The following is a 23,268-nucleotide window of genomic DNA, read 5'->3' as shown; positions in this document are numbered from 1 at the left end:
GGCAACCGCTAATGGGTTCATTCCAGCCTATACTCCATGAAGACCGCATCAGGGTGCGGGTTGTAGCGGTACGGTGGAATCTCACGAAATCCCAGTCTCCGGTATAGACGCAGGGCGCTGTCCAGCTCGGGGATCGTGTCCAGGCGAATAATATGCTCTCCCAATGTCGGGTCCAGCAACTCAAGAACAGGCAGGCCGTGTTGGGCAACGAATGAGGCGTGGTTGACGTACTGACCGGCATTCCATGTCTGGCTCATGTTAGGTTCCTTGGCACTTTATATCGACGGCGTTCCTTTCGCCTGACGAAAGGGAAATAGTACTGTTTTACAAGCGAAGGGACAAAGCAGCAGGAATCGCTCGGCAACGTCGCGTCAGAGAGTCGATTCTGTTTTGGTCACTGTACTGCCGATACATGGCGAGGCGGGCTCATTGTTGTCAACAACCAGGGTGGCATGGTTGGCCGGTCCACACTCCTGAAAATATAGCTGCTGACCTTCGATGTACCGCCTGTTCAACGGCGCAAGTGGATCCATGGGCGTGCCGTCCCGCGCACCCAAGCGCTTTATCGACGTCTCGAAGGACACCTCGAGAAGCACGGACAGGTCCCAGTATCCGCGAAGCTCGGGGCGGTGAGCAAAGATGCCATCGAAGATGAGGATATCACCAGCAGCCGCTTGCCGCGTACTCGAACGGACCGGGGCATCGTTCCTGTGATCGAACACTGCTGAAATATACTGCCCTGAGCCTCCGGGAGACAGAGGGTCAAGCAGCACCTGCCTCAGCGTGGCGTAATCGTATGAATCACGGTAAAAGCCCTCCGGGCAAAACCGGCCACGGCGATACCGGACCACGCGCGGATGATGAAACCCGTCCACAGAGGCACGGATCACTTTTGCACCCCACGCCTCCAGCGTCCGACCAAGCTCATCCCCGAACATCGTCTTGCCCGCGCCGTCGACACCATCAATGGCTATCCGTGTGACGAAGGGACTTTGAACGCTCAGGATAGCTTGCGCAATTTGCTCTATGGCCAAGATACGATTACCTCTTGCCGCTCCAGCGCCCACTTAAGGGCGGCGACCGTCCCGCACCATTTACATCGCACTTTTGGTTGGCCTGAACTCAGATTGCCGGATTCGATAGTGGTTACGCCCGATCCGGGCTTCATAACCCAGAGGCTTGAAACCGCATTTTTCCAACACACGGATCGAGCCAGTGTTCTAGGCTCATTGTCTGGTTCATCTCAAACATACAGTTCAAGGCCCTCATAGGGTTGCTTCCTGAGCGTAGCCAGCCGGGTCTGGAGATCTCCGGCGTGAAGCTCCAGTTTGTGCCCATCCGGATCAAGGAAGTACAGAGAGTCCCCTTCGCTCTTGTTCTCTTTCCAGATCGTCACATTGTGCGCGCGGATGGCCTTGGCGCTCTCGTTAAAGAACCCCTTCTCCACAGAAAAGGCAATATGGGTGTACTCAGGTTCAGCGCCACTACACTTGCTCGCATCCAGCGACAGGCAGATCCAGGCTTCACCAGCCAGCAGGTAAGCACCCCGCACCCATTTCGCCACCGGTTTCAGGCCAACCACGTTGGTATAGAAATCAAATGACCGTTCAAGATCACTGACAGCCAATGTTATATGATTGATGCCGTTAACCATTCCGCCTCCTGATTCTGGCGTCGAAAAATGCCGGAGTGAAGTAACTAACAGGATAGGCTGGCTAAGCGCCTTCATCGATTCTTACCATATACACTGCGTCTTCCCCATAGGCAGAGAGGCCTCTCCGCAGCGCCTCATCAACTTGCACAGCCTCGAAGCCATGACGTTGCCAATACGATGATGCCCCCTGGATAGCGACAAGGAATATGCGTTTATATCCCCGCTCTCTTGCGGTATCCAGCACAGCTTTCAGCAATTGATTCGCGGCACCCGCCCTCCGGGCCGATGGGCTCACTGCCAAATCATGGATACAGACACTGTCAGCTTGTAAGGGAACAGAATACTCAACGCCATCCAGGTCCAGCATTTCGCCGAACATCCACGGCAAAGCGACGACATAGCCAACCGGAAGTTCTCTCTGTACTGCCATGAAACAGAAATCCGGACACGCAGTCAGTTTTGCGGAAAACGAATCCATCGACTCGAGGATGTCCTGGCTGTAGCACTCCCTCTGTATACGAGCCACATCCGGGAGGTCAGGCTGTGACAATTTTCTGATACTCATGCGGGCATGCATCCCTGCCTATTCGGGTATGGCGTCTGTCTATGGCCCCTATCGTGGACTCATATTTTTATGCGAATAGTTTCCAACCTAGACATAGGCCTCATGCAAGTCAATGAACTCCGCCCAGGTGACCGGTTTTGCCACGAGGGTAGACATTGGTATGTGAGTTGGCGTGGGAATCGGATGCTTCAAGGAAAAAGACTAGCACCCTGCCACCAGAATCCATTCCACTGGCAGGGTGCGTGCTTGGGGATTATTGGTCGCATACCCCTGGCGGTTGTTCCCTCAACCAGCCAGGGGCAACAACGGCCGCTTACGGGGCTGTGGGGGGCGTCGGGAAATCGAACTCCGGAAACGCATCATCCAGGCCGGTTTCCACCGCCGGGGTCAGGTCGATACGCAGGTAGGTATCGTTCTCCCCGGTGTAGGCGGGCCATTCCTGGCGATCGATGGCGGGGTCGCCGTCCTTCGCGAAGGAGGCCCACAGGTCCAGGGAAAGCTGGCTGACCATGGCGTATTCCTCCGGATCGATGCCCGGGCTGTCGGTGGTGGCGAACTTCTGTGGTGTCGGGTCCGGGTGGCCGGTCAGACCCAGCAGGTAGTGGGCCACGAAGCTGCCCGGATAGTCGAACATGTAGACCAGCTCGACACCGTGGTAGGCGGAGGTGCCGAAGTTACGCCAGCCCGCCGGTACATGGTCGAATACGTAGGTGTAGACGTCGGACTCGTTGTACTCGGCCATCCACGGCATGTACCACTTCAGGCCTTCCACCAGCGGCGGCAGATCACCGGTGTTGGCACCGGCCATTATGGACACGTCATGGTGCTTGCCGGCCTCGAAGGCATCGCGGATGCCCATGGTCTGGTACCAGCCGTCGATGTTCGGGCGTGCGGCAAAGCCGGCCTCGGCGGAGGCTTCCACAATGTCCGGCCAGGGGATATCGCGCATGGCGGCCAGCACGTCGGGCTCATCCGCGACACCCAGGGCTTCCGCCAGGTTGATACCCTGTTGTTCCTGAGCTTCCAGCGGGTTTTCCACCGGAATAGTCTGGTCACTTGGCGCCGCCATACCACTCTGGACAATGGCCTTGTGGAACAGGCCGTCCGCCAGCGGCGAATGCAGCAGGGACAGGGTCTTGCCGCCACCGCCGGATTCACCAAAGATGGTGACGTTGTCCGGGTCACCCCCGAAACGGTCGATGTTCTCCTGCACCCACTCCAGGGCGGCCACCAGGTCAAGCTGCCCATAGTTGCCGGAGGCGCCATTTTCCGATTCCTCGGTCAGGGCCGGGTGCGCCATGTAGCCGAAGGGGCCGAGGCGGTGGTTGACTGTAACCACAATGGCGCCCTTGCCAGGCAGTGATGTGTTGTTGAACCCTCTGGTGTTGCCGGTGAGAATAGCGAAGCCACCACCATGGAACCAGACCATGACCGGCAGCGGTTCATCGCCGGCGTCCTTGGGTACGGTAACATTGAGGTAGAGACTGTCCTCACTCATGCCGCCTTCGCCGAAGGCTTCGTTGGTGGGGTCCTGGGCGGACTGGTCGGACCAGGCGATGGCTTCACGCACGCCCCACCAGCCATCGTGATCCACCGGGGGCTTCCAACGTAGTTCCTCCAAGGGTGCCTTGGCGTAGGGAATACCGTAGAACCCCCAGGCCTTGTCGTCGGGCGTGGTAAAACCGCGCAGCACGCCGAGGCTGGTAGGCACGATCTTGCGATCACTCTGGGCCCGGGCCACCAGCTCCACAGCGCTCTCGGCGTTCATCAGGCGTCGGGGTCGTGGGTCGGTGTCATCAAAGACCTCTTCGCCAGCAGCGTTAAGTTCCGCCATCAGGTCGGTCACCGCTTCGCTCCGGGCGAACTCCGCCGGCGACTGGTCAAAGGTCAGCATGTCCGTGTACTCGTCGACAATCCGGGAAGCTTCCCGGGACACGTCGATGCCATTGTTCAGGTCGCCATCCTGGTCCAGGGTCTGGATCAGGGCGGCGAGGTTGGTGGCCTTGTCGGTGAATTCCCCGGCGTCCGGGAAATGGTTCCATGCCGAGAGGTTACGAACCTTGTGCAGGCGGGCCAGCCGAATCCTGTCCAGTGCGTCCTTTACCTTTTCCAGGCGCTCGCCGTGATTCCGGGACGTACGTTCATGGGCCCGGTCCGAGGCCTGATCGGGCAGGGCATGGGCCAGTGTGCTGACACCACCAAATGCCAGGCCCGTGGCGACACAGGTGGCAATGGTGGTCAATCGAATCTGTTTACAAAGCCGTGTCTTCTGGGGGATCGACATGAATCTCTCCGGTTTGTTGTTAAGGGTAGGGAAAGATGCCGGAACCGACGGCTGAACAGTCCCGGACATAAGCAGGTCGTCACTGCTCAGGGGGTATTAGCTGCCACAGCCCTGGGTGTTGACGAACATCATCGGCAGGGTCAGGTGCAGCATCCGACGGAAGCTGTCCATATCGTGTTCACCCTCGAACTCCTCACGAAGGTTGGCCACGCCGTAGTCATTGAGAATCTCAATGGTTGCCTCGGTGTTGCTGTAGGCAATGTCGTCGTAACCCGCGCCCATGACGATCGGAGCGTTCAGCAGGCTGTTGGTTTCCGGATCATCCAGAACCGATTCGAACTCACGCTCGAACGCCCTGCGGGATGTGGAGAACCAGCCGGAGCCATAGATGAACACATGGCTGAACAGGTCCAGGTTGCCGAGGCCCACGTTGAAGGCCACGAAACCGCCCTGGGACAGGCCGGCAATGGCACGATTGTCACGATCGGTGCGGACGTTGTAGTTGGACTCCACGTAAGGCATCAGGGTGTCCTTGAACAGGTCCACACAGCCACCGCTGGTGCCTGGGGTAACCGGGCTGCCAGAGGCACAACCACTGGTGTCCGGCATGACCACCACCATCGGGTCGATGCGGCCCTCGGCAATGGCGTTATCCAGGATCAGGTCGGCGCTGCCGCCCCAGTCCTCTTCACGGCTGGTCCAGTTGGAATCGTCCTGCCCGGCGCCATGGCTAAGGTAAAGCACCGGAAAACCCTCGGGATTGGATTCGCTGTAGCCCGGCGGGGTGTAGATATGGACACGGTCACCGCCGAAGGTGCCGCCGATATTGACGACTTCCACCTCACCATTGGGTACGCCCGGACGGTCACGGTAGTACTCGGTGGCACCCTGTGGCAGCATTGCCGGGGTTTCGGTGGGGCAGGATGCCGGCGCATCATCCGGGTCCCAGCCGGAGCCCCCTCCAATACCACCACCCCCACCAATCGCCAGGGCGGAGCCCGTCATGGTTAGTCCACATACAATTGCGAGTGATCTCAGGCCGTTGCGTTGCATTGTTTTAACCCTCCAATGGTCGTGTTAAGTGTTGCGACGGAACCGGAATGAGGGTTCCGCTGCTACGGCCCGACGAGTTATAGCGCTGCCCCCGGGGAAGTTCAAAATGTCCGGGAGTTCATCCAGACGCCGGATATAGCGAGCGCTCGACCGGATATCGAACCAGGCTTTTCAGCCTGAACGGAATGCCAATCCGTAGAAACAGATTCGAGTATCCATTGAAGGGCTCAGACGTAACTATTGATTACCAAAGGCGGAATGAATGCTCACTTTTAATCAGGAAAAATACCCTGACTACTGTCCATGTATGGAAAACTGGAATAAAAACGAAATCGGAATACCCGGTGATCACCCAAAATGGTTAACTCCGCGTAATGATCCAGTATCGGATTTGCAGTTGATGATAATTTGAGCACCCATCCCACTTTTTGAATCTGTGAGGGCAGTCACCGGGCGATTACCTGGTTTGCCGTGCGCCACCCGGCGCCTGACTGCCGGGTTCTTTTTCCCTTCGAAAGATGGCACCCGTCACTGTTATCCGTACACAGTGGCGGGTATTATTCGCCCCATAAGTGATCACAAAACCACCAGCTCGGATCCGTCCATGCCCAAAGGTCCCAAACTCTCGCCGGAGGCCAGGCTAAAGGCCATTATCGATGCTACTCGCGCCGGCACCTGGGAATGGAATCTCGACACCGGTGCCGTCATCGTTAACGACCGCTGGGCCAACATGCTCGGTTACGAACCCGCCGAGCTTCAACCCATGACTTACGAGCTCTGGCAGTCCCTGACACACCCGGAAGATGCTGATAATGCGAAGGCCCGGATGGGGGACTACCTGCGGGGGGAGACGCCCTATTTCGACTGTGTGATTCGCCTCCGTCACCGGGATGGCCACTGGCGGTGGATCCATAGCCGGGGCCGACGCCTGGAGGATGACAAGCTCCAGGCCAACTGGGTCTGCGGCACCCACCTGGATATTTCCGAGGAACGGGAGACCCAGCATCGCCTGCAACGCCTGGCGGAATCCCTGCCCGGGGTGATCTACACCTTTGTGATGGACACCGACGGCCAGTTCCGTTTCACCTATGTGAGCAGGAAAAGTATCGATTTCTATGGAATCCCTGCGGAAGAGACACTGACAAACCCTTCCACGCTGTTCGATATCATCGTTCGGGACGATATCCAGCAGGTCCTCGATTCCACGGTCGAGTCAGCAGAAAACCTCACCGAATGGCGCTGCCAGTACCGGATCGAGGTCAACGGCGAAATCCGCTGGATGGAGGGCGTGGCCCAGCCGGAGAGGGACGAGCTGGGCCGTATTGTCTGGCACGGCATGGCCATGGATATTACCGAGCGCAAACAGCTGGAGCTTGAGCTGGAACGCCTGTCCATCACCGACGAGCTCACCGGCCTCCACAACCGGCGTCACATGCTGCGGACCCTGGAGGAACAGATCGCCCGCGCGAATCGCTATGGCGACGTTTTCTCCCTGATCTCGCTGGATCTCGACCATTTCAAGCAGATCAACGATTCCTGGGGCCACCTGGTGGGTGACCAGGTACTGCAACGGTTCGCCGGTGTCCTGCGAAGCCGGGTCCGCCGGACCGACGTAGTGGCACGTACCGGGGGTGAGGAGTTCCTGGTCCTGCTGCCCAGTACCGACACCGCCTCGGCCCACCGTGTTGCTGAAGACCTGCGAAAGGCCACGGAGCAGGAAGCCTTCGACAATGGCGAGGGCCAGTCCTTTACCGTGACCCTGAGTGGTGGTGTGGTGACCTGGCACGAAGGCCTGTCCTCTATCCGGGATCTGTTGTCCCGATGCGACCAGGCGCTGTACGCTGCCAAACGCCAGGGGCGTAATCGCATCGTGGTACCAGACCCGGAATGACCGTCGGGAGGCGGGCTCCCTCTCCCGGGGCCGAAACCCGGTCAGATGCCCACGAACCACCGACAGGAGTCATCCCATCGCCAGCAAACACCGCCGGGCCCTGATCCTGGCCCGGGACTTTATCCTGCCCTACCGCAAGGCCGTTGCCGGTGCCATGACCGCATTGGTGATCACCGCCGGCATCACCCTGTCACTGGGCCAGGGGCTGCGCATCCTGGTGGACCAGGGCCTGGCCACCCAGTCGCCGACCATGCTGGCGCAATCCATCGGCCTGTTCTTCGTGCTGGTGATGGCCCTGGCGGTGGGCTCCTTTGCCCGGTTCTATCTGGTCTCCTGGATCGGCGAGCGGGTGGTGGCGGACATCCGCAAGCAGGTGTTCAGCCACCTGATCGACCTGCATCCAGGGTTCTACGAGAAGAACCGCAGCCTGGAGATCCAATCCCGGTTCACGGCGGATACCACCGTATTGCAATCGGTGATCGGCTCCACCGTCTCCATCGCCCTGCGTAACCTGCTGATGCTGATCGGCGGGGTCGTCCTGCTGTTCATCACCAACCCAAAGCTGGCGAGCGTGATCATCTTCGGCTTTCCGGTGGTGCTGATTCCCATCCTGTTCTACGGTCGCCGGGTGCGGAACCTGTCCCGCCTGAGTCAGGACCGGGTCGCCGACGTTGGAAGCTATGTGGGCGAAAATCTCACCCAGATCAAGACCGTTCAGGCCTTTAACCACCAGCCGGTGGATCGGGAGCACTTTTCCACGGTGGCAGAGAACGCCTTCCTGATCGCCAGGGACCGTATCCGCCAGCGGGCCTGGCTGATGACCCTGGCCATCACCCTGGTGATGGGGGCGGTGGGCATCGTGCTGTGGATTGGCGGCCTGGATGTGATTGCCGGGCGAACAAGCCCCGGGGAACTGGCCGCCTTCGTGTTCTACAGCCTGCTGGTAGGCGTATCCGCCGGGGCCATCAGCGAGGTGATCGGTGAACTGCAGCGGGCCGCCGGGGCTGCTGCCCGCATCTTCGAACTGCTGCAGAGTGACAATGAGATCGACCCGGCGCCTTCAGATGCCGTATCAATGCCCCAGCCGGTCCGGGGCAACATCGAGTTCCGCCAGGTCAGCTTTGCCTATCCCACCCGGCCGGAGGTGGAGGCTATCCGGGAGTTGTCCGTGTCCATCACCGCCGGCGAGACTGTCGCCCTGGTGGGCCCCTCCGGGGCCGGCAAGTCCACCCTGTTCGACCTGTTGCTGCGGTTCTACGACCCACAACAGGGTCAGATCCTGATCGACGGCGTCGACAGCCGGCAGGTCAGCCCCGCCGACCTGCGCCACTGCTTTGCCCTGGTGCCCCAGACCCCGGCCCTGTTCCACGGCACCATTGCCGACAATATCCGCTACGCCCGCCCCGATGCCGGCCTGGACACGGTGATCCGGGCCGCCCGCACGGCCTACGCCCACGACTTTATCCAGGCCCTTCCGGAGGGCTACGACACCCGCCTGGGGGATACCGGCCTGGGCCTGTCCGGTGGACAGCGTCAGCGCCTCGCCATCGCCCGGGCGCTACTGGCGGATGCCCCCATCCTGCTGCTGGACGAAGCCACCAGCGCCCTGGATGCGGAAAGCGAACAACTGGTGCAGCAGGCCATGCCGGGGCTGATGGCGGGCCGGACCACCCTGGTGATCGCCCACCGGCTGGCCACGGTCCGGCATGCCGACCGTATCCTGGTCATGGACCAGGGGCGCCTGCTGGACGCCGGCCACCATGACGAGCTGATCCACCGCAACGACCTGTATGCCCGCCTCTCGGCACTGCAATTCCGAGGCTCCGGGGAAGATGATGCAGGTCATTGATTTTTCCCGTTCATTATTTGCGCAATTGCCAACCCACTGTTAGCTTTTCAGTAGGGGCTTCCCCCCGAATCACCACCGGTTTTCTCAACGGCAGCACCACACTGCCAGGGAGAGCGCATGGCTGACACGGTTACGGATCTGCTGGCCCGGTACTGGGCCACTGGTTTCTTTATTGTCGCCACACTGGGCCTGTGTGCCTTCATGGTCGGCGCCTCCAGCCTGCTGGGCGGGCGCAGCCAGGGTGTCAGCAAGTCGCTCCCGTTCGAATCCGGCATTGTCGGCACCGGCGATGCCCGCCAGCGCTTTTCCGTCAAGTTCTACCTGGTCGCGATGCTGTTCGTGATCTTTGATATCGAAGCCGTATTCCTGTTTGCCTGGGCCATTGTCATCCGCGAGGTGGGGTGGACCGGCTTCTGGGGCGCGGCGGTGTTCATTCTGATCCTGCTGGCCGGCCTGCTCTATGACAGCCGTACCGGTGCCCTCGACTGGGCGCCGGAGTCATCCAGCGGCAGGCCCCATCGTCCGGCAGGCTGATCCAAGCTATCTGGCAGGAACGCTGTGCTGCACGCCAGCGTTCATGGAGGCGAAGCATGTCCTACACACTGACCCGGGCGGAACCGGTGCCGGAGGGCGACAGCCGCTATCCGGTCCGCAGGCAGGAACCCACGGAAGACCCGGTCAAGAGCCAGCTTGAGCGCAATGTGTTCACCGGCAAGCTCAGCGAGGTGCTTAACAATGCGGTCAACTGGGGCCGCAAGAACTCCCTGTGGCCCTACAACTTCGGGTTGTCCTGCTGCTATGTGGAGATGACCACCGCCTTCACCGCGCCCCACGACATTGCCCGCTTCGGCTCCGAGGTGATCCGGGCCTCGCCCCGGCAGGCGGATTTCATGGTCATCGCCGGTACCTGCTTCATCAAGATGGCGCCGGTGATCCAGCAGCTCTATGACCAGATGCTGGAACCCAAGTGGGTGATCTCCATGGGGTCCTGCGCCAACTCCGGCGGTATGTACGACATCTACTCGGTGGTTCAGGGGGTGGACAAGTTCCTGCCGGTGGACGTCTACGTACCCGGCTGCCCGCCCCGGCCCGAGGCCTTCCTGCAGGGGCTGCAACTGTTGCAGGACTCGATCCAGGAGGAGCGCCGGCCGCTGTCCTGGGTGGTGGGGGACCAGGGCGTCTACCGGGCGGAGATGCCGTCCCAGCGGGAGAAGTGGCGGGATCAGCGGATCCAGGCCACCGAACTGCGGACACCCGACAAACTCTGACGAGCTGGAAAACCATGAGCACAGGCACCGTCGACAACCCACAGGCTGACACCGGAAACGGCCACCTGCTGGACCAGTTCCGGGAGGATGTGCTGTACCTGCAGCCTACCCTTGCCGGCATGCCGGTATTCTGGGTACGTCGCGAGAGCATTGTGGATATCCTGACTCACCTCAAGGAACAGCCGGCGCCGTTCAGCATGCTGTACGACCTGTCTGCGGTGGACGAACGCCTGCGCAACCACCGGGATGGCCTGCCGGAGGCGGACTACACGGTGTTCTACCACCTGCTGTCGGTGGAGCGGAACGAGGACCTGATCCTCAAGGTGGCGCTGTCCGAGTACGACCTGCGGGTGCCCACGGTCAGTCATGTATTCGCCAATGCCAACTGGTATGAGCGGGAAATCATGGACATGTTCGGCATCGCCGTGGCCGGGCACCCGCACCCGGAACGCATCCTCATGCCGCCCACATGGAAAGGCCACCCCCTGCGCAAGGACTACCACGCCCGGGCCACGGAATTTGATCCCTACACCCTCACTGTAAAAGGCCAGCAGACCGAGCAGGAGGCCATGCGGTTCGAGCCGGAGGCCTGGGGCATGCAGCGGGAGCGGGACGGCGCCGAGTTCATGTTCCTCAACCTGGGGCCCAACCATCCCTCCGCCCATGGCGCCTTCCGCATCGTGCTGCAACTGGACGGCGAGGAAATCGTCGACTGCGTACCGGACATCGGCTACCACCACCGGGGCGCCGAGAAGATGGCCGAGCGCCAGTCCTGGCACAGCTTCATTCCCTACACCGACCGCATCGACTACACCGGCGGCGTCATGAACAACCTGCCCTACGTGCTGGCGGCGGAAAAGCTGGCGGGCATCGACGTGCCGGACCGGGTCAAGGTGATCCGGGTGATGATGGCCGAGATGTTCCGCATCACCAGCCACCTGCTGTTCCTGGGCACCTACCTGCAGGACCTGGGGGCCATGTCGCCGGTGTTCTTCACCTTCAGCGACCGGCAACGGGGCTACAAGGTGATCGAGGGTATTACCGGCTTTCGCATGCATCCGGCCTGGTACCGCATCGGTGGGGTCGCCCAGGACCTGCCCCAGGGCTGGGAAAAGCTGGTGCAGGAATTCCTGGACTGGATGCCCGCCCGCCTGCGGGAATACGAGAAGGCGATGATGGAGAACGCCATCGTGCGGGAACGCACCCGCCATGTGGCCGCCTTCGACACCGCCGAGGCCCTGGAGTGGGGTGTTACCGGCCCCAACCTGCGGGCCACCGGCTGCGACTTCGACCTGCGTAAGGCACGGCCCTATTCCGGCTACGAGCTGTTTGATTTCGAAATACCCCTGGGCCACAACGGCGATGTCTTCGACCGGGGCCAGTTGCGCATCGACGAGATGCGCCAGAGCCTGCGCATCATCCAGCAATGCGTGAATAACATGCCGGCGGGCGACTACAAGGCGGATCACCCGCTGACCACACCGCCACCCCGGGAACGCATGCTGCAGCACATCGAGACCCTGATCACCCATTTCCTGCAGGTGTCCTGGGGACCGGTACTCAAGCCCAACGAATCCCTGCAGATGATCGAGGCCACCAAGGGCATCAACAGTTACTACCTGACCAGCGACGGCAACACCATGAGTTACCGCACCCGCATCCGTACCCCGAGTTTTCCGCACCTGCAGCAGATACCGGCGGTGATGAAGGGTGGTTTCGTACCGGACCTGATTGCCCACCTGGGCAGCATTGATTTCGTGATGGCAGACGTGGACCGCTGATGATGGCAACGACACCACAGACAACCGGACTGATCGGCAGCGACGGCTTCGAACTGCACCCGGCGGACGAGACCGCCATCCTGGAGGAAATGGCCCACTACGAGCAGCCCCAGGCCGCCTGCATCGAAGCGCTGAAGATCGTCCAGCGCCGCCATGGCTGGGTTCCGGACGAGGCCATCCCCGCCATTGCCCGGACGCTGGGCATAGGGCCCGCGGCCGTGGAAGGCGTGGCCACCTTCTACAGCCTGATCTTCCGTCAGCCGGTGGGCCGCCACGTGGTGCTGGTGTGTGATAGCAGCTCCTGCTTCCTGACCGGCTTTGACGAACTGAAGCAGGCACTGGTGGACCAGTTGGGAGTCGACTACGGCCAGACCACCGATGACAGCCGCTTCACCCTGCTGCCGGTGTGTTGCCTGGGGGCCTGCGACGGCGCCCCGGCGCTGATGATCGACGATGACACCTTTGGACCTGTCCGCCCGGAGGATCTGCCGGGCCTGCTGGAGGGGTACCCATGAGCAACGCCATAACCAGCCAGCGCGATTCGGTCCGCTACCGCAGCCGGCTGTTGCAGCCGGAGGCCGACCGTAGCGCCGACACCCATCCGCTCACCTGGCGGTTGCGGGACGACGGCGAGGCGGTCTGGCTTGATGAGTACCTGCGCAAGGACGGCTACCAGTCGGTGCGTAAGGCCCTGGCTGAAGGTGACCCCCAGGCCATTATCGCCACCATGAAGGAGGCCAATGTGCGTGGCCGTGGCGGCGCTGGCTTTTCCGCCGGACTCAAGTGGAGCCTGACCCTGCAGGGCGGCGATAGGCCCCGGGGCTACCTGATCTGCAACGCCGACGAGATGGAGCCGGGTACCTTCAAGGACCGGCTGCTGATGGAACAGCAGCCCCATCTGCTGATCGAGGGCATGATCCTCGGCGCCTACGCCAATAACTCCTTCTATGGCTACATCTTCCTGCGGGGCGAGTACGTGGAATCCGCCCGGGTGCTGAACCGGGCCATCGAGGAAGCCCGGGAAGCGGGCTGGCTGGGGCAGGACATCAACGGCAGCGGCTTCGACTTCGACATTGCGGTACACACCGGCGCCGGGCGCTACATCTGCGGCGAGGAAACGGCCCTGATCAACTCCCTGGAGGGTAAACGCGCCAACCCCCGGGCCAAGCCCCCGTTCCCCGGCCAGTCCGGGGCCTGGGGCAAGCCTTCAGTGGTGAACAACGTGGAAACCCTGTGCAACGTGCCAGCGGTGATCCTCAACGGCGCTGGCTGGTACCAGGGCCTGTCCGGCGATCGCACCGACGACGGCGGCAGCAAGCTCTACGGGGTCTCCGGCCCGGTGGAGCGGCCTGGCCTGTGGGAGCTGCCCATGGGCACCACCGGCGGTGAGATCCTCGACCGGGCCGGGGGGCTACGGGATAACCGCCAGCTCAAGGCCTGGCTGCCCGGCGGCGCCAGTACCGGCTTTCTGCTGCCGGAACACCTGGAGTTGCCACTGGACTTCGACACCGTGGGCAAGGAGGGCAGCCGCCTGGGCACCGGTCTGCTGACGGTGGTACCGGAGGACATGAGCATGGTGGCGCTGATGCGCAACCTGGAGGAATTCTTCGCCCGGGAATCCTGCGGCTGGTGTACGCCCTGCCGCGACGGCCTGCCCTGGACCGTAAAACTGCTGCGGTCCCTGGAACGGGGGCAGGGGGAAACCGGCGATATCGAACTGCTGGACAAACTGGCGGCGGACTGCGGCCCGGGCCTGACCTTCTGCGCCCATGCCCCCGGCGCTGCCATGCCACTACAGACGGCATTGAAGCATTTCCGCCACGAATTCGAGGCGGGCGTGAGCAAGCCCACAGGCAAGGCCCACGAAGATCCCATTCCGGTGGGTCAGGTATAGCAGGCAGACGTATGAGCTTCCCCAAGACGACGCAACGGGACTGAACCATGGCCATCATTCATGTGGACGGACAGCAGCACGAGGTGAACGGGGCACACAACCTGCTCCAGGCCTGCCTGTCCCTGGGCCTCGACATTCCCTATTTCTGCTGGCACCCGGCCATGGGCAGCGTGGGCGCCTGTCGCCAGTGCGCGGTTAAACAGTACAAGGATGCGGACGATGACAAGGGCACGATCGTGATGTCCTGCATGGCTCCGGCATCGGACCGGACCCGCATCTCCATCGACGATGAGGAAGCAAAGGCCTTCCGCGCCAGCGTGGTGGAGTGGCTGATGATCAACCACCCCCACGACTGTCCGGTGTGCGAGGAGGGCGGCCACTGCCACCTGCAGGACATGACGGTGATGACCGGCCACGACCGTCGCCGTTATCGCTTCCGCAAGCGCACCCGCCGCAACCAGTACCTGGGACCGTTCATCGCCCACGAGATGAACCGCTGTATCACCTGTTATCGCTGTGTACGCTTCTACAACGACTACGCCGGCGGCACCGACCTGGGCGCCTTCGGGGCCAAGGACAACGTCTACTTCGGGCGCTATGAGGAAGGCACCCTGGAGAGTCCTTTTTCCGGCAACCTCACCGAGGTGTGCCCCACCGGCGTGTTCACCGACCAGAGTCATTCCGAGCAGTACACCCGCAAGTGGGACCTCCAGTTCGCCCCCGGCATCTGCCACCAGTGTTCGGTGGGCTGCAACATCAGCCCCGGGGAACGCTACGGCAGCATCCGCCGCATCGAGAACCGCTACCACGGCGAAGTGAACGGTTACTTCCTCTGCGACCGGGGCCGCTTCGGCTATGGCTATGTAAACCGGGAGGACCGCCCAAGGGTGCCGGAGTGGCGGGATTCACCGGAGAGCGACCCGGTGCCACTGGGTGTTGAGGATGCCCTGGCCCGGATCACCGATGCCCTGCGCCATGCCCGTCGCGTCATCGGTATTGGCTCGCCCCGGGCCAGCCTGGAGAGCAATCACCAGTTGCAGAAGCTGGTCGGCATGGATAACTACGCTACCGGTATCGAGACCCGGGAACAGGCCTGCCTGGAGCGGATGGCGGAATTGCAGCGCAGCACCGGCCTGGCCACGCCCAGCCCCCGGGAGATCGAGGACCATGACGCCATTTTGGTACTGGGGGAAGACCCGGTGCAGAGCGCCGGCCGCCTGGGCCTCAATATCCGTCAGGCGGGCCTGGCTCGTCGCAAAGCCCTGGGCGAGACCATCGGCGTACCGGCCTGGAACGCCGAGGCCCTCAAAACCCTGGCCCAGGACCGCTACCACCCGCTGTTTATCGCCTGGCCCGCAGCCACGGACCTGGATGACGTCGCCGAAGCTCGCCATCCCCTGGCCCCGGACGATATCGCCAGGCTCGGTTTTGCGGTGGCCCACCACATTGATCCCGCCGCCCCGGCAGTGGATGACCTGTCTTCAGACCTTGCCGAGGCTGCCCAACGCATCGCCGATGCCCTGATGGCGGCAGAGCGGCCGCTGGTGGTCAGTGGTGGCTCACTGCTGTCGGAAGCCGTGCTGGACGCCGCCGGCAATATCGCCCGGGCCCTGGCCCGCCGGGCCAAGCGGGGTGGACTGACACTGATCCGGCGGGAAGCCAACAGCACCGGCTTGTCACTGATGGGCGGTCATTCCCTGGACTGGGCCCTGGACGAACTGGACCAGGGCCGTGCCGACGCCCTGGTGGTACTGGAGAACGACCTCTACCAGAGACTGCCAGCCGCCCGGGTAGACGCGGCCCTGGCCCGGGCGGACATCATTGTGGCCCTGGACCACCAGCACACGGCCACCACCGCGAAAGCCAGGTTCACCCTGTCCACCGCCAGCTTTGCCGAGTCTGACGGTACCCTGGTGAACCTGGAAGGTCGCGCCCAGCGTTTCTTCCAGGTGTACGACCCGACCTATCTGCGGCCCGAGACCCGCATCCACGAGAGCTGGCGCTGGCTGCATGTATTAACGGTGAATCTGTGGGGCCAGAAGACCAGCGATATCACCCTGGATACGGTGATCGGCTCCTGCGTGTCCGACCACCCCGTGCTGGCCGGTATGGTCGATGCCGCCCCCAGTGCCAACTATCGCATCGACGGCCTGCGCCTGGCCCGGGAACCCCACCGCTACAGTGGCCGCACCGCCATGCGCGCCAACCTGAACGTGAGCGAACCCCGGCCCCTGCAGGACCCGGACACCGCCTTCGCCTTCTCCATGGAGGGCTACAGTGGCTACCAGGAAGCCCGCCAGCAGGTGCCCTTCGCCTGGGCCCCGGGCTGGAACTCGCCCCAGGCCTGGAACAAGTTTACCGATGAGGTGGGGGGTCACCTGCGCGGCGGCGATCCCGGCGCCCGGCTGATCCCGCGGGAGCCCGGGCCACACCACTACAGCCAGCCATCACCATCCGCCGACACCACCGACGGCCTGCGGGCCCTGATCCTGCCCCGGCTGTTTGGCGGCGAGGAAACCTCCTCAATGGCCACACCCATCCAGCAAAGGACAGAGGCCCCCTGGCTCACCCTGAGCCATGAGGATGCCCTACGTCTGGGCCTGCATACCGGGGACATCGTCAGCCTGGGTGGGGAAAGGGCAATGCCCGTACGCGAACAGGACGACTGGCCCACCGGCTGGGTGGGGCTGCCCGCCGCCCTGATACCCGGGCTGTTGCAGGGCGAAACCGTCACCCTGCAAAAGGCATCGGGAGGTGAGCCATGAGCTGGTGGACACCACAACTGGCCGCCATCGTCTGGGCCATGTTCCAGGCCCTGGTGATCCTGCTGGGCGCGGTATTGCTCGGCGCCGCCCTGACCGTGGTGGAGCGCCGCCTGCTGGGCCTGTGGCAGGACCGTTACGGCCCCAACCGGGTCGGGCCCTTCGGCACGATGCAACTGATTGCCGACATGCTGAAGATCTTCTTCAAGGAAGACTGGATTCCCCCGTTCGCGGACCGGCCCCTGTTCGTGCTGGCACCGATCATCGCCTTTGCCTCGCTGTTGCTGTCTTTTGTGGTCATTCCCATTACCCCGGGCTGGGGCGTGGCGGATATGCACATCGGGCTGCTGTTCTTCCTGGCCATGGCGGGCATCAACGTTTACGCCGTGCTGCTCGGCGGCTGGGCCAGCGGCAACAAGTACGCGCTACTGGGGGCCATGCGGGCCTCGGCCCAGACCCTGTCCTACGAGGTGTTCATGGGGCTGTCGCTGATGGGGGTGGTGGCCCTGGCCGGCTCCTTCAATCTGCGGGATATCGTCAATGCCCAGGAAGGCTTCTGGTTCATCATTCCCCAGTTCTTCGGCTTCGCCACCTTCCTGGTCGCCGGTATCGCCGTTACCCACCGCCACCCCTTCGACCAGCCGGAGGCGGAGCAGGAGCTGGCGGACGGCTACCACATCGAATACTCCGGCATGAAGTTCGGCATGTTCTTCATCGGCGAATATGTCGGCATGGTGCTGGTATCCGCGCTGATCGTGACGCTGTTCTTCGGCGGCTGGCATGGGCCATGGCTGCCACCGATCCTGTGGTTCGCCCTCAAGACCGGCTTCTTCCTGATGCTGTTCATTCTGCTGCGGGCGTCACTGCCGCGGCCCCGGTACGACCGGGTGATGAGCTTTGGCTGGAAGGTGTGCCTGCCGCTGACACTGATCAACTTACTGGCCACGGGAGCGGTGATGCTCCTGGTGGATTCCTAGGGAGGGCTTATGGAAAGGACTAAAGTCCCGGTCATCAGAACGGTGCTCTGGCTGGTGCCGGCTACCTGGTCCCAGCTGCGCACCCTGGGCATGGTGTTCATGCACAGCTTCCGCAAACGGGAGACGGTGAACTACCCGGAGGAGGAGGTCTACCTGCCGCCCCGCTACCGGGGCCGCATTGTGCTGACCCGTGACCCGGACGGCGAGGAACGCTGCGTGGCCTGCAATCTGTGTGCAGTGGCCTGCCCGGTGGACTGCATCTCCCTGCAGAAGGGCGAAATGGACGACGGCCGCTGGTACCCGGAGTGGTTCCGCATCAACTTCTCCCGCTGCATCTTCTGCGGCATGTGCGAGGAAGCCTGCCCCACCTCCGCCATCCAGCTGACGCCGGATTTCGAGATGGGCGAGTACGACCGCCAGCAACTGGTGTACGAGAAGGAAGACCTGCTGATCAACGGCCCCGGCAAGGATCACGACTACCACTTCTACAAGGTGGCGGGCATGGCCATCGGCGGCAAGGACAAGGGCGAGGCAAGCAACGAGGAGACACCGGAAGATGTGCGGACACTGCTGCCCTGAACGGATGGAGAGCAACTGATGGAACTCGCGTTCTACCTCAGCGGCCTGGTGGCGGTATTTGCCACCGTTGGCGTGATCACAGGTACCAGCCCGGTGCACGCGGTGGTGTACCTGATTGTCTCGCTCATTGCGGTGGCGCTGGTGTTCTTTGCCCTGGGCGCGCCCTTTGCCGGCGCCCTGGAGATCATCGTGTACGCCGGGGCCATCATGGTGCTGTTCGTGTTCGTGGTGATGATGCTCAACCTGAAACCGGACGCGGACCGGGACCAGGCCTTCCTGCACCCCCGCTACTGGCTGGGGCCGTCGCTGCTGGCCATGCTCCTGCTGGGGGCCGTGGTATCGCTGCTGGCCCAGGGTAGTGTGGGTCAGACCATCGACGGTGACCTGCTGACCGCCAGATCGGTGGCCCTGACCCTGTTCGGCCCCTGGCTGGTGGTGGTGGAACTGGCCGCCATCCTGCTGCTGGCGGCGCTCGTCACTGCGTCCCACGTGGGCCGGCGTTCGAACCCCCTGCGCAATCGTGGAGGTTCCCCATGAATGGCATCCCCATGGAACACGGCCTGATCCTGGCCGCCATCCTGTTCAGCCTGGGGCTGCTGGGGCTGATCCTTCGGCGCAACATGCTGTTCGTGCTGATGAGCCTGGAGGTGATGCTTAACGCCGCCGCATTGGCCTTTATCGTCGGCGCCACCGCCTGGAACCAGCCGGACGGGCAGGCCATGTTCCTGCTGGTGATCACCCTGGCGGCGGCGGAGGTCAGCGTGGGGCTGGCGTTGATGATCCAGCTTTACCAGCGATTCCGTTCCCTTAACCTCGATGCAGCCAGCAGGATGCGTGGATGATGGCATTGGCGGTCGTACTTTCGTTCCTTTTGCCCCTGGCGGGCACCCTGATACTGGCCTTTTCCGCCGGTCGCCTGGGCCCACGGACCAGTTCAGTCATCGGCGTGGGCAGTGTCGGGCTGGCGGCGCTGGCCACCGCGTGGACGGTCATATCCCACGCCGGTGGCAGCGAAGGCGTTACCCTGTGGACCTGGATCGCCGTCGGCAACTTCCAGCCCACCATCGGCCTGGCGGTGGACGGCCTGGCCCTGGTGATGATGTCAGTGATCACCGGCGTCGGCTTCCTGATCCACCTGTTCGCCGCCTGGTACATGACCGGGGAAGAAGGCATCACCCGCTTCTACGCCTGGATGAACCTGTTCGTGTTCAGCATGATGCTGCTGGTGCTGGGGGATAACCTGCTGTTGCTGTTCCTGGGCTGGGAAGGCGTTGGCCTTTGCAGCTACGGGCTTATCGGCTACTACTACCAGGGCAGCGCCAATGGCCGGGCCGCCTTCAAGGCCTTTGTGGTGACCCGCATCGGCGATGTGTTCCTGGCCCTGGGGCTGTTCCTGATCTTTATGGAGCTGGGCACCCTGGACATCCAGACGGTGCTGGCCCGGGCCCCGGAACTGTGGACGTCGGGTAGCGATGTCGCCAACCTGGCCGCGCTACTGGTGCTCGGCGGCGCCCTGGGCAAATCCGCCCAGGTGCCACTGCACACCTGGCTGCCGGACGCCATGGCCGGCCCCACCCCGGTGTCCGCCCTGATCCACGCCGCCACCATGGTCACCGCCGGGGTCTACCTGATCGCCCGCCTGAATGGGCTATTCCTGCTGGCCCCGGACGTCTTGTTGCTGGTAGGCGTAATCGGCGCCGTCTCCTTGCTGCTGGCGGCCTTCGCGGCCCTGGCCCAGACGGATATCAAGCGGGTGCTGGCCTATTCCACCATGAGCCAGATTGGCTACATGTTCCTTGCCCTGGGGGTAGGCGCCTTTGACGCCGCCATCTTCCACCTGGTCACCCACGCCTTCTTCAAGGCCCTGCTGTTCCTGTCCGCCGGGGCGGTGATCATCAGCTGCCACCACGAGCAGGATATGGACAAACTCGGCGGCCTGTGGCGCAAGCTGCCGGTGGCCTATGGCGGCTTTATCGTGGGCGGTGCGGCGCTGGTGGCGCTGCCATTGGTGAGCGCCGGCTTCTTCTCCAAGGACGAGATCCTGTGGCAGGCCATGGCGGCGGACCAGACCGGCCTGCTGATCGTCGGCCTGCTGGGGGCGGTGCTCACCGGCATCTACACGGTGCGGCTGATCCTGGGTACCTTCCATGGCGAGCCGGGCAGCGACCACGCCCGCCACCCCGAACCGGGCACCAACCCGGTCACCCATCACCTGCCGCTGGTGGTGCTGGCGATCCTGTCTACGTTTATTGGCGCCTGGATCTATCCGGGGCTGGGGGACCTGTTCCCAGCAGCCCCCGGTGAATCCGTTCACACCGGCCATACCCTGCTGCAGGTGCTGGCCATGGGCGCTTCCATCGCCGGCCTGCTGATCGCGGCCTGGCTGTTCCTGTGGCAACGGGACTGGCTGGCGGACAAGGCCCGCCATGGCATTGGCGCCCGCCTGTGGACCCTGTGGCACAACGCCTGGGGCTTCGACGCTGTGTTCGACGGGCTGTTGGTACGGCCCTGGCAATGGACCGTGAAAATACTGCGGGTGGATCTGGTCAACCTGGTGATGAACCTGCCGGCGGTGCTGGCGAAGGCCTTCAACGCCGGACTGGTGCGCAGCCAGAACGGCCGGGTTCGCAGCTACGCCCTGGTGATGGTGTTCGGGGCCACGGTGATTCTGCTGACCCTGGCCCTGCTGCCGGGAGGTGTCGCATGATCCTGGTGTGGCTGATCCTGATCCCGTTTATCGGCGGCCTGCTGTGCTGGCAGGCAGAGCACTGGGGCGAGAAGGCGCCACGGTGGATTGCCCTGGTCACCATGCTGTTTGTGCTGGTGATCAGCCTGTGGCTCTGGGTGACCGGCGATTTCACCATGCCGGGCGAGGGCAGTCGCCACTGGATACTGGAATGGCGGGCGCCGTGGATACCCCGCTTCGGCATCGAAATCCACCTGGCCATGGACGGGCTGTCGCTCATTCTAGTCGCGCTGACCGGCTTCCTCGGGGCGCTGGCGGTGCTGTGCTCCTGGCACGAGATCGCCCGCCGGGTGGGGTTCTTCCACCTGAACCTGCTGTTTATCCTCGGTGGCGTGGTGGGCGTGTTCCTGGCCCTGGACCTGTTCCTGTTCTTCCTGTTCTGGGAAATGATGCTGGTGCCCATGTACTTCCTGATCGCCCTGTGGGGCCATAGTGGCTCCCAGGGGCAGACCCGCATCCGTGCCGCCACCCGCTTCTTCATCTACACCCAGGCCAGCGGCCTGCTGATGCTGGTGTCGATCATTGCCCTGGTGTTCGTGCACTATTCGAATACCGGGGAGCTGTCCTTCAGTTACGACACGCTGCGGGGCACCGATATCCCCGAAGCCCTGGCGCCCTGGCTGATGCTGGGGTTCTTTATCGCCTTCGCGGTGAAACTGCCGGTGGTGCCCTTCCATGGCTGGCTGCCGGACGCCCACGCCCAGGCGCCAACAGCGGGCAGCGTCGACCTGGCGGGCATCCTACTGAAGACCGCCGCCTACGGCATCCTGCGCTTTGCCCTGCCGCTGTTCCCGGAAGAATCCCAGGCCTTCGCCCCGGTGGCCATGACCCTGGGGCTGGTGGGCATCATCTACGGCGCGGTGCTGGCCTGCGGGCAGCAGGACATCAAGCGGCTGATCGCCTACACCAGTATCTCCCACATGGGCTTTGTGCTGATTGCCCTGTACTCCGGCTCGGAACTGGCCATCCAGGGGGCGATCATCCTGATGGTGGCCCACGCCTTTTCCAGCGCCGGGCTGTTTATCCTCAGCGGGCAACTGTACGAGCGCATCCACACCCGGGACATGCGCACCATGGGCGGGCTGTGGGGCCGCATTCCGGTGCTGCCCGGCTTTACCCTGTGCTTTGTGGCCGCCTCCCTGGGCATGCCCGCCACCGCCAACTTCGTGGGTGAGTTCATGGTGCTGTTCGGCACCTTCCCCAGTGCGCCGGTGGTGGTGGTCATTGCCAGCATCGGCCTGGTGCTGGCGGCGATCTACTCCCTGCTGCTGATGCAGCGGGTGCACTACGGCCCGGAGTACCGCCACGGCGCCCTGGCCGGGCCGGACCTGCGGGAATACGTCATGATGCTGGCGTTGCTGGTGCTGACCCTGTTCGTGGGACTTTATCCGCAGCCGATCCTGGACATCACCAGCCCCATCGCCGGGCCGGCGGCTGAGTTGTTCCAGCAGGCACCCGCCGAACTGGCTGACCGGGCAGGGGAGGTGAACTGATGCTGACCCTGGAGAACCTGGTCGCACTGCTGCCATTGATCGTGGTCGGCACCACCGCCGTAGTGGTGATGCTGGGCGTGGCCTGGCAACGGCACCATGGCATCACCGCACTGCTATCCGCCGCCGGTTTGATTCTGGCCCTGGCCTGCCTGCCGGTGGCGTCCGGCGCCCTGTCGTCGCCACCGCTGATGGTCATGGACGGCCTGGCGATCATGGGCAGTGTGCTGGTACTGCTGTGCGCGCTGGTCACCGTGGCCCTGAGCCACCACTACCTGACCGGCTACATCGGCCCCCGGGAGGAGTTCTACCTGTTGCTGCTGTGCGCGGTGACCGGCGCCCTGGGGCTGGTGGCCAGCAATCACCTGGCGAGCCTGTTTATCAGCCTGGAGCTGCTGTCCATGCCCCTGTACGGCATGCTGGCCTACAGCTTCCGGGCGGAACGGTCCCTGGAGGCGGGCATCAAGTACCTGAT

20 protein-coding genes and 1 pseudogene are annotated in these 23,268 nt (G+C 63.0%); 15 read left to right on the top strand and 6 right to left on the bottom strand.

Features of this window, described 5'->3' with window-relative positions; translation table 11 throughout:
- Positions 1 to 17 precede the first annotated feature (17 nt).
- From ACJO2E_RS05365 to ACJO2E_RS05340, 6 genes are all read right to left on the bottom strand, one after another.
- Positions 18 to 257 carry an N-acetyltransferase gene (locus ACJO2E_RS05365; RefSeq protein ID WP_406962564.1) on the bottom strand — a complete coding sequence of 80 codons (240 nt, stop codon included), beginning with the start codon at positions 255 to 257 and terminating at the stop codon, positions 18 to 20.
- 114 nt (positions 258 to 371) lie between these two features.
- Positions 372 to 1,034 carry a nucleoside/nucleotide kinase family protein gene (locus ACJO2E_RS05360; RefSeq protein WP_406962562.1) on the bottom strand — a complete coding sequence of 221 codons (663 nt, stop codon included), beginning with the start codon at positions 1,032 to 1,034 and terminating at the stop codon, positions 372 to 374.
- A 209-nt stretch (positions 1,035 to 1,243) separates the two neighbouring features.
- Positions 1,244 to 1,654 (bottom strand): fosfomycin resistance glutathione transferase, encoded by a 411-nt coding sequence (fos, locus tag ACJO2E_RS05355; protein ID WP_406962560.1) that lies wholly within the window; start codon positions 1,652 to 1,654, stop codon positions 1,244 to 1,246.
- Positions 1,655 to 1,715: 61 nt separating this feature from the next.
- Complete coding sequence (locus ACJO2E_RS05350; protein WP_406962558.1) at positions 1,716 to 2,219, bottom strand: GNAT family N-acetyltransferase; 504 nt, start codon at positions 2,217 to 2,219, stop codon at positions 1,716 to 1,718.
- 313 nt (positions 2,220 to 2,532) lie between these two features.
- Positions 2,533 to 4,503 (bottom strand): carboxylesterase/lipase family protein, encoded by a 1,971-nt coding sequence (locus ACJO2E_RS05345; protein WP_406962556.1) that lies wholly within the window; start codon positions 4,501 to 4,503, stop codon positions 2,533 to 2,535.
- Between the two features lie 96 nt (positions 4,504 to 4,599).
- Positions 4,600 to 5,508 (bottom strand): alpha/beta hydrolase, encoded by a 909-nt coding sequence (locus tag ACJO2E_RS05340; protein WP_406962554.1) that lies wholly within the window; start codon positions 5,506 to 5,508, stop codon positions 4,600 to 4,602.
- Between the two features lie 652 nt (positions 5,509 to 6,160).
- Between ACJO2E_RS05340 and ACJO2E_RS05335 the strand changes: the two genes are divergently transcribed.
- From ACJO2E_RS05335 to ACJO2E_RS05265, 15 genes and pseudogenes are all read left to right on the top strand, one after another.
- Positions 6,161 to 7,447 carry a sensor domain-containing diguanylate cyclase gene (locus ACJO2E_RS05335; protein ID WP_406962552.1) on the top strand — a complete coding sequence of 429 codons (1,287 nt, stop codon included), beginning with the start codon at positions 6,161 to 6,163 and terminating at the stop codon, positions 7,445 to 7,447.
- Positions 7,448 to 7,547: 100 nt separating this feature from the next.
- Positions 7,548 to 9,296 carry an ABC transporter transmembrane domain-containing protein gene (locus tag ACJO2E_RS05330; protein ID WP_406962802.1) on the top strand — a complete coding sequence of 583 codons (1,749 nt, stop codon included), beginning with the start codon at positions 7,548 to 7,550 and terminating at the stop codon, positions 9,294 to 9,296.
- A 117-nt stretch (positions 9,297 to 9,413) separates the two neighbouring features.
- Positions 9,414 to 9,830: an NADH-quinone oxidoreductase subunit A gene (gene ndhC, locus ACJO2E_RS05325; protein ID WP_406962550.1), complete on the top strand. Its 417-nt coding sequence runs from the start codon at positions 9,414 to 9,416 to the stop codon at positions 9,828 to 9,830.
- Between the two features lie 56 nt (positions 9,831 to 9,886).
- A complete protein-coding gene (locus tag ACJO2E_RS05320; protein WP_406962548.1) occupies positions 9,887 to 10,564 on the top strand; it encodes a NuoB/complex I 20 kDa subunit family protein in 678 nt (225 codons plus the stop codon).
- Between the two features lie 14 nt (positions 10,565 to 10,578).
- Complete coding sequence (gene nuoC, locus ACJO2E_RS05315) at positions 10,579 to 12,345, top strand: NADH-quinone oxidoreductase subunit C/D (protein WP_406962546.1); 1,767 nt, start codon at positions 10,579 to 10,581, stop codon at positions 12,343 to 12,345.
- Entirely contained in the window at positions 12,345 to 12,860 is a 516-nt protein-coding gene (gene nuoE, locus ACJO2E_RS05310) for an NADH-quinone oxidoreductase subunit NuoE (protein WP_406962544.1), read from the top strand. The genes nuoC and nuoE overlap by 1 nt, the downstream gene beginning before the upstream one ends.
- The gene (gene nuoF / locus ACJO2E_RS05305; RefSeq protein ID WP_406962542.1) at positions 12,857 to 14,239 is read left to right on the top strand and encodes an NADH-quinone oxidoreductase subunit NuoF; all 1,383 of its coding nucleotides are present in this window, start codon (positions 12,857 to 12,859) and stop codon (positions 14,237 to 14,239) included. The genes nuoE and nuoF overlap by 4 nt, the downstream gene beginning before the upstream one ends.
- 47 nt (positions 14,240 to 14,286) lie before the next feature.
- On the top strand, positions 14,287 to 17,004 hold the full coding sequence (gene nuoG / locus ACJO2E_RS05300) for an NADH-quinone oxidoreductase subunit NuoG (protein WP_406962540.1): 2,718 nt from the start codon (positions 14,287 to 14,289) through the stop codon (positions 17,002 to 17,004).
- Complete coding sequence (gene nuoH, locus ACJO2E_RS05295; RefSeq protein ID WP_406962538.1) at positions 17,001 to 17,978, top strand: NADH-quinone oxidoreductase subunit NuoH; 978 nt, start codon at positions 17,001 to 17,003, stop codon at positions 17,976 to 17,978. The genes nuoG and nuoH overlap by 4 nt, the downstream gene beginning before the upstream one ends.
- A 9-nt stretch (positions 17,979 to 17,987) precedes the next feature.
- Positions 17,988 to 18,557 (top strand): NADH-quinone oxidoreductase subunit NuoI, encoded by a 570-nt coding sequence (gene nuoI, locus ACJO2E_RS05290; protein WP_406962536.1) that lies wholly within the window; start codon positions 17,988 to 17,990, stop codon positions 18,555 to 18,557.
- Between the two features lie 18 nt (positions 18,558 to 18,575).
- Positions 18,576 to 19,094, top strand: coding sequence for an NADH-quinone oxidoreductase subunit J (gene nuoJ, locus ACJO2E_RS05285; RefSeq protein ID WP_406962534.1), 519 nt, complete (start codon positions 18,576 to 18,578; stop codon positions 19,092 to 19,094).
- Positions 19,091 to 19,399, top strand: coding sequence for an NADH-quinone oxidoreductase subunit NuoK (gene nuoK, locus ACJO2E_RS05280; protein ID WP_406962532.1), 309 nt, complete (start codon positions 19,091 to 19,093; stop codon positions 19,397 to 19,399). Before nuoJ ends, nuoK begins: the two co-directional genes overlap by 4 nt.
- Positions 19,396 to 21,264 (top strand): NADH-quinone oxidoreductase subunit L, encoded by a 1,869-nt coding sequence (gene nuoL / locus ACJO2E_RS05275; protein WP_406962530.1) that lies wholly within the window; start codon positions 19,396 to 19,398, stop codon positions 21,262 to 21,264. Before nuoK ends, nuoL begins: the two co-directional genes overlap by 4 nt.
- On the top strand, positions 21,261 to 22,796 hold the full coding sequence (nuoM, locus tag ACJO2E_RS05270; protein WP_406962528.1) for an NADH-quinone oxidoreductase subunit M: 1,536 nt from the start codon (positions 21,261 to 21,263) through the stop codon (positions 22,794 to 22,796). The genes nuoL and nuoM overlap by 4 nt, the downstream gene beginning before the upstream one ends.
- Positions 22,796 to 23,268, top strand: a pseudogene (locus tag ACJO2E_RS05265) (NADH-quinone oxidoreductase subunit N); the annotation flags it as partial. The gene nuoM and the pseudogene ACJO2E_RS05265, both read left to right, overlap by 1 nt.

It is taken from the genome of Marinobacter shunpengi, assembly GCF_045449695.1.
GTDB lineage: Bacteria > Pseudomonadota > Gammaproteobacteria > Pseudomonadales > Oleiphilaceae > Marinobacter.
The sequence above is the reverse complement of the archived record's forward strand: the minus strand, read 5'-3'. Positions and strand labels throughout refer to the sequence as shown.

What these genes read in the sequence shown, in the direction of transcription:
- ACJO2E_RS05365 (WP_406962564.1), bottom strand. Translation starts at nt 257, where the DNA reads ATGAGCCAGACATGGAATGCCGGTCAGTACGTCAACCACGCCTCATTC.
- fos (WP_406962560.1), bottom strand. Translation starts at nt 1,654, where the DNA reads ATGGTTAACGGCATCAATCATATAACATTGGCTGTCAGTGATCTTGAA.
- ACJO2E_RS05350 (WP_406962558.1), bottom strand. Translation starts at nt 2,219, where the DNA reads ATGAGTATCAGAAAATTGTCACAGCCTGACCTCCCGGATGTGGCTCGT.
- ACJO2E_RS05345 (WP_406962556.1), bottom strand. Translation starts at nt 4,503, where the DNA reads ATGTCGATCCCCCAGAAGACACGGCTTTGTAAACAGATTCGATTGACC.
- ACJO2E_RS05340 (WP_406962554.1), bottom strand. Translation starts at nt 5,508, where the DNA reads ATGACGGGCTCCGCCCTGGCGATTGGTGGGGGTGGTGGTATTGGAGGG.
- ACJO2E_RS05335 (WP_406962552.1), top strand. Translation starts at nt 6,161, where the DNA reads ATGCCCAAAGGTCCCAAACTCTCGCCGGAGGCCAGGCTAAAGGCCATT.
- ndhC (WP_406962550.1), top strand. Translation starts at nt 9,414, where the DNA reads ATGGCTGACACGGTTACGGATCTGCTGGCCCGGTACTGGGCCACTGGT.
- ACJO2E_RS05320 (WP_406962548.1), top strand. Translation starts at nt 9,887, where the DNA reads ATGTCCTACACACTGACCCGGGCGGAACCGGTGCCGGAGGGCGACAGC.
- nuoC (WP_406962546.1), top strand. Translation starts at nt 10,579, where the DNA reads ATGAGCACAGGCACCGTCGACAACCCACAGGCTGACACCGGAAACGGC.
- nuoE (WP_406962544.1), top strand. Translation starts at nt 12,345, where the DNA reads ATGATGGCAACGACACCACAGACAACCGGACTGATCGGCAGCGACGGC.
- nuoF (WP_406962542.1), top strand. Translation starts at nt 12,857, where the DNA reads ATGAGCAACGCCATAACCAGCCAGCGCGATTCGGTCCGCTACCGCAGC.
- nuoG (WP_406962540.1), top strand. Translation starts at nt 14,287, where the DNA reads ATGGCCATCATTCATGTGGACGGACAGCAGCACGAGGTGAACGGGGCA.
- nuoH (WP_406962538.1), top strand. Translation starts at nt 17,001, where the DNA reads ATGAGCTGGTGGACACCACAACTGGCCGCCATCGTCTGGGCCATGTTC.
- nuoI (WP_406962536.1), top strand. Translation starts at nt 17,988, where the DNA reads ATGGAAAGGACTAAAGTCCCGGTCATCAGAACGGTGCTCTGGCTGGTG.
- nuoJ (WP_406962534.1), top strand. Translation starts at nt 18,576, where the DNA reads ATGGAACTCGCGTTCTACCTCAGCGGCCTGGTGGCGGTATTTGCCACC.
- nuoK (WP_406962532.1), top strand. Translation starts at nt 19,091, where the DNA reads ATGAATGGCATCCCCATGGAACACGGCCTGATCCTGGCCGCCATCCTG.
- nuoL (WP_406962530.1), top strand. Translation starts at nt 19,396, where the DNA reads ATGATGGCATTGGCGGTCGTACTTTCGTTCCTTTTGCCCCTGGCGGGC.
- nuoM (WP_406962528.1), top strand. Translation starts at nt 21,261, where the DNA reads ATGATCCTGGTGTGGCTGATCCTGATCCCGTTTATCGGCGGCCTGCTG.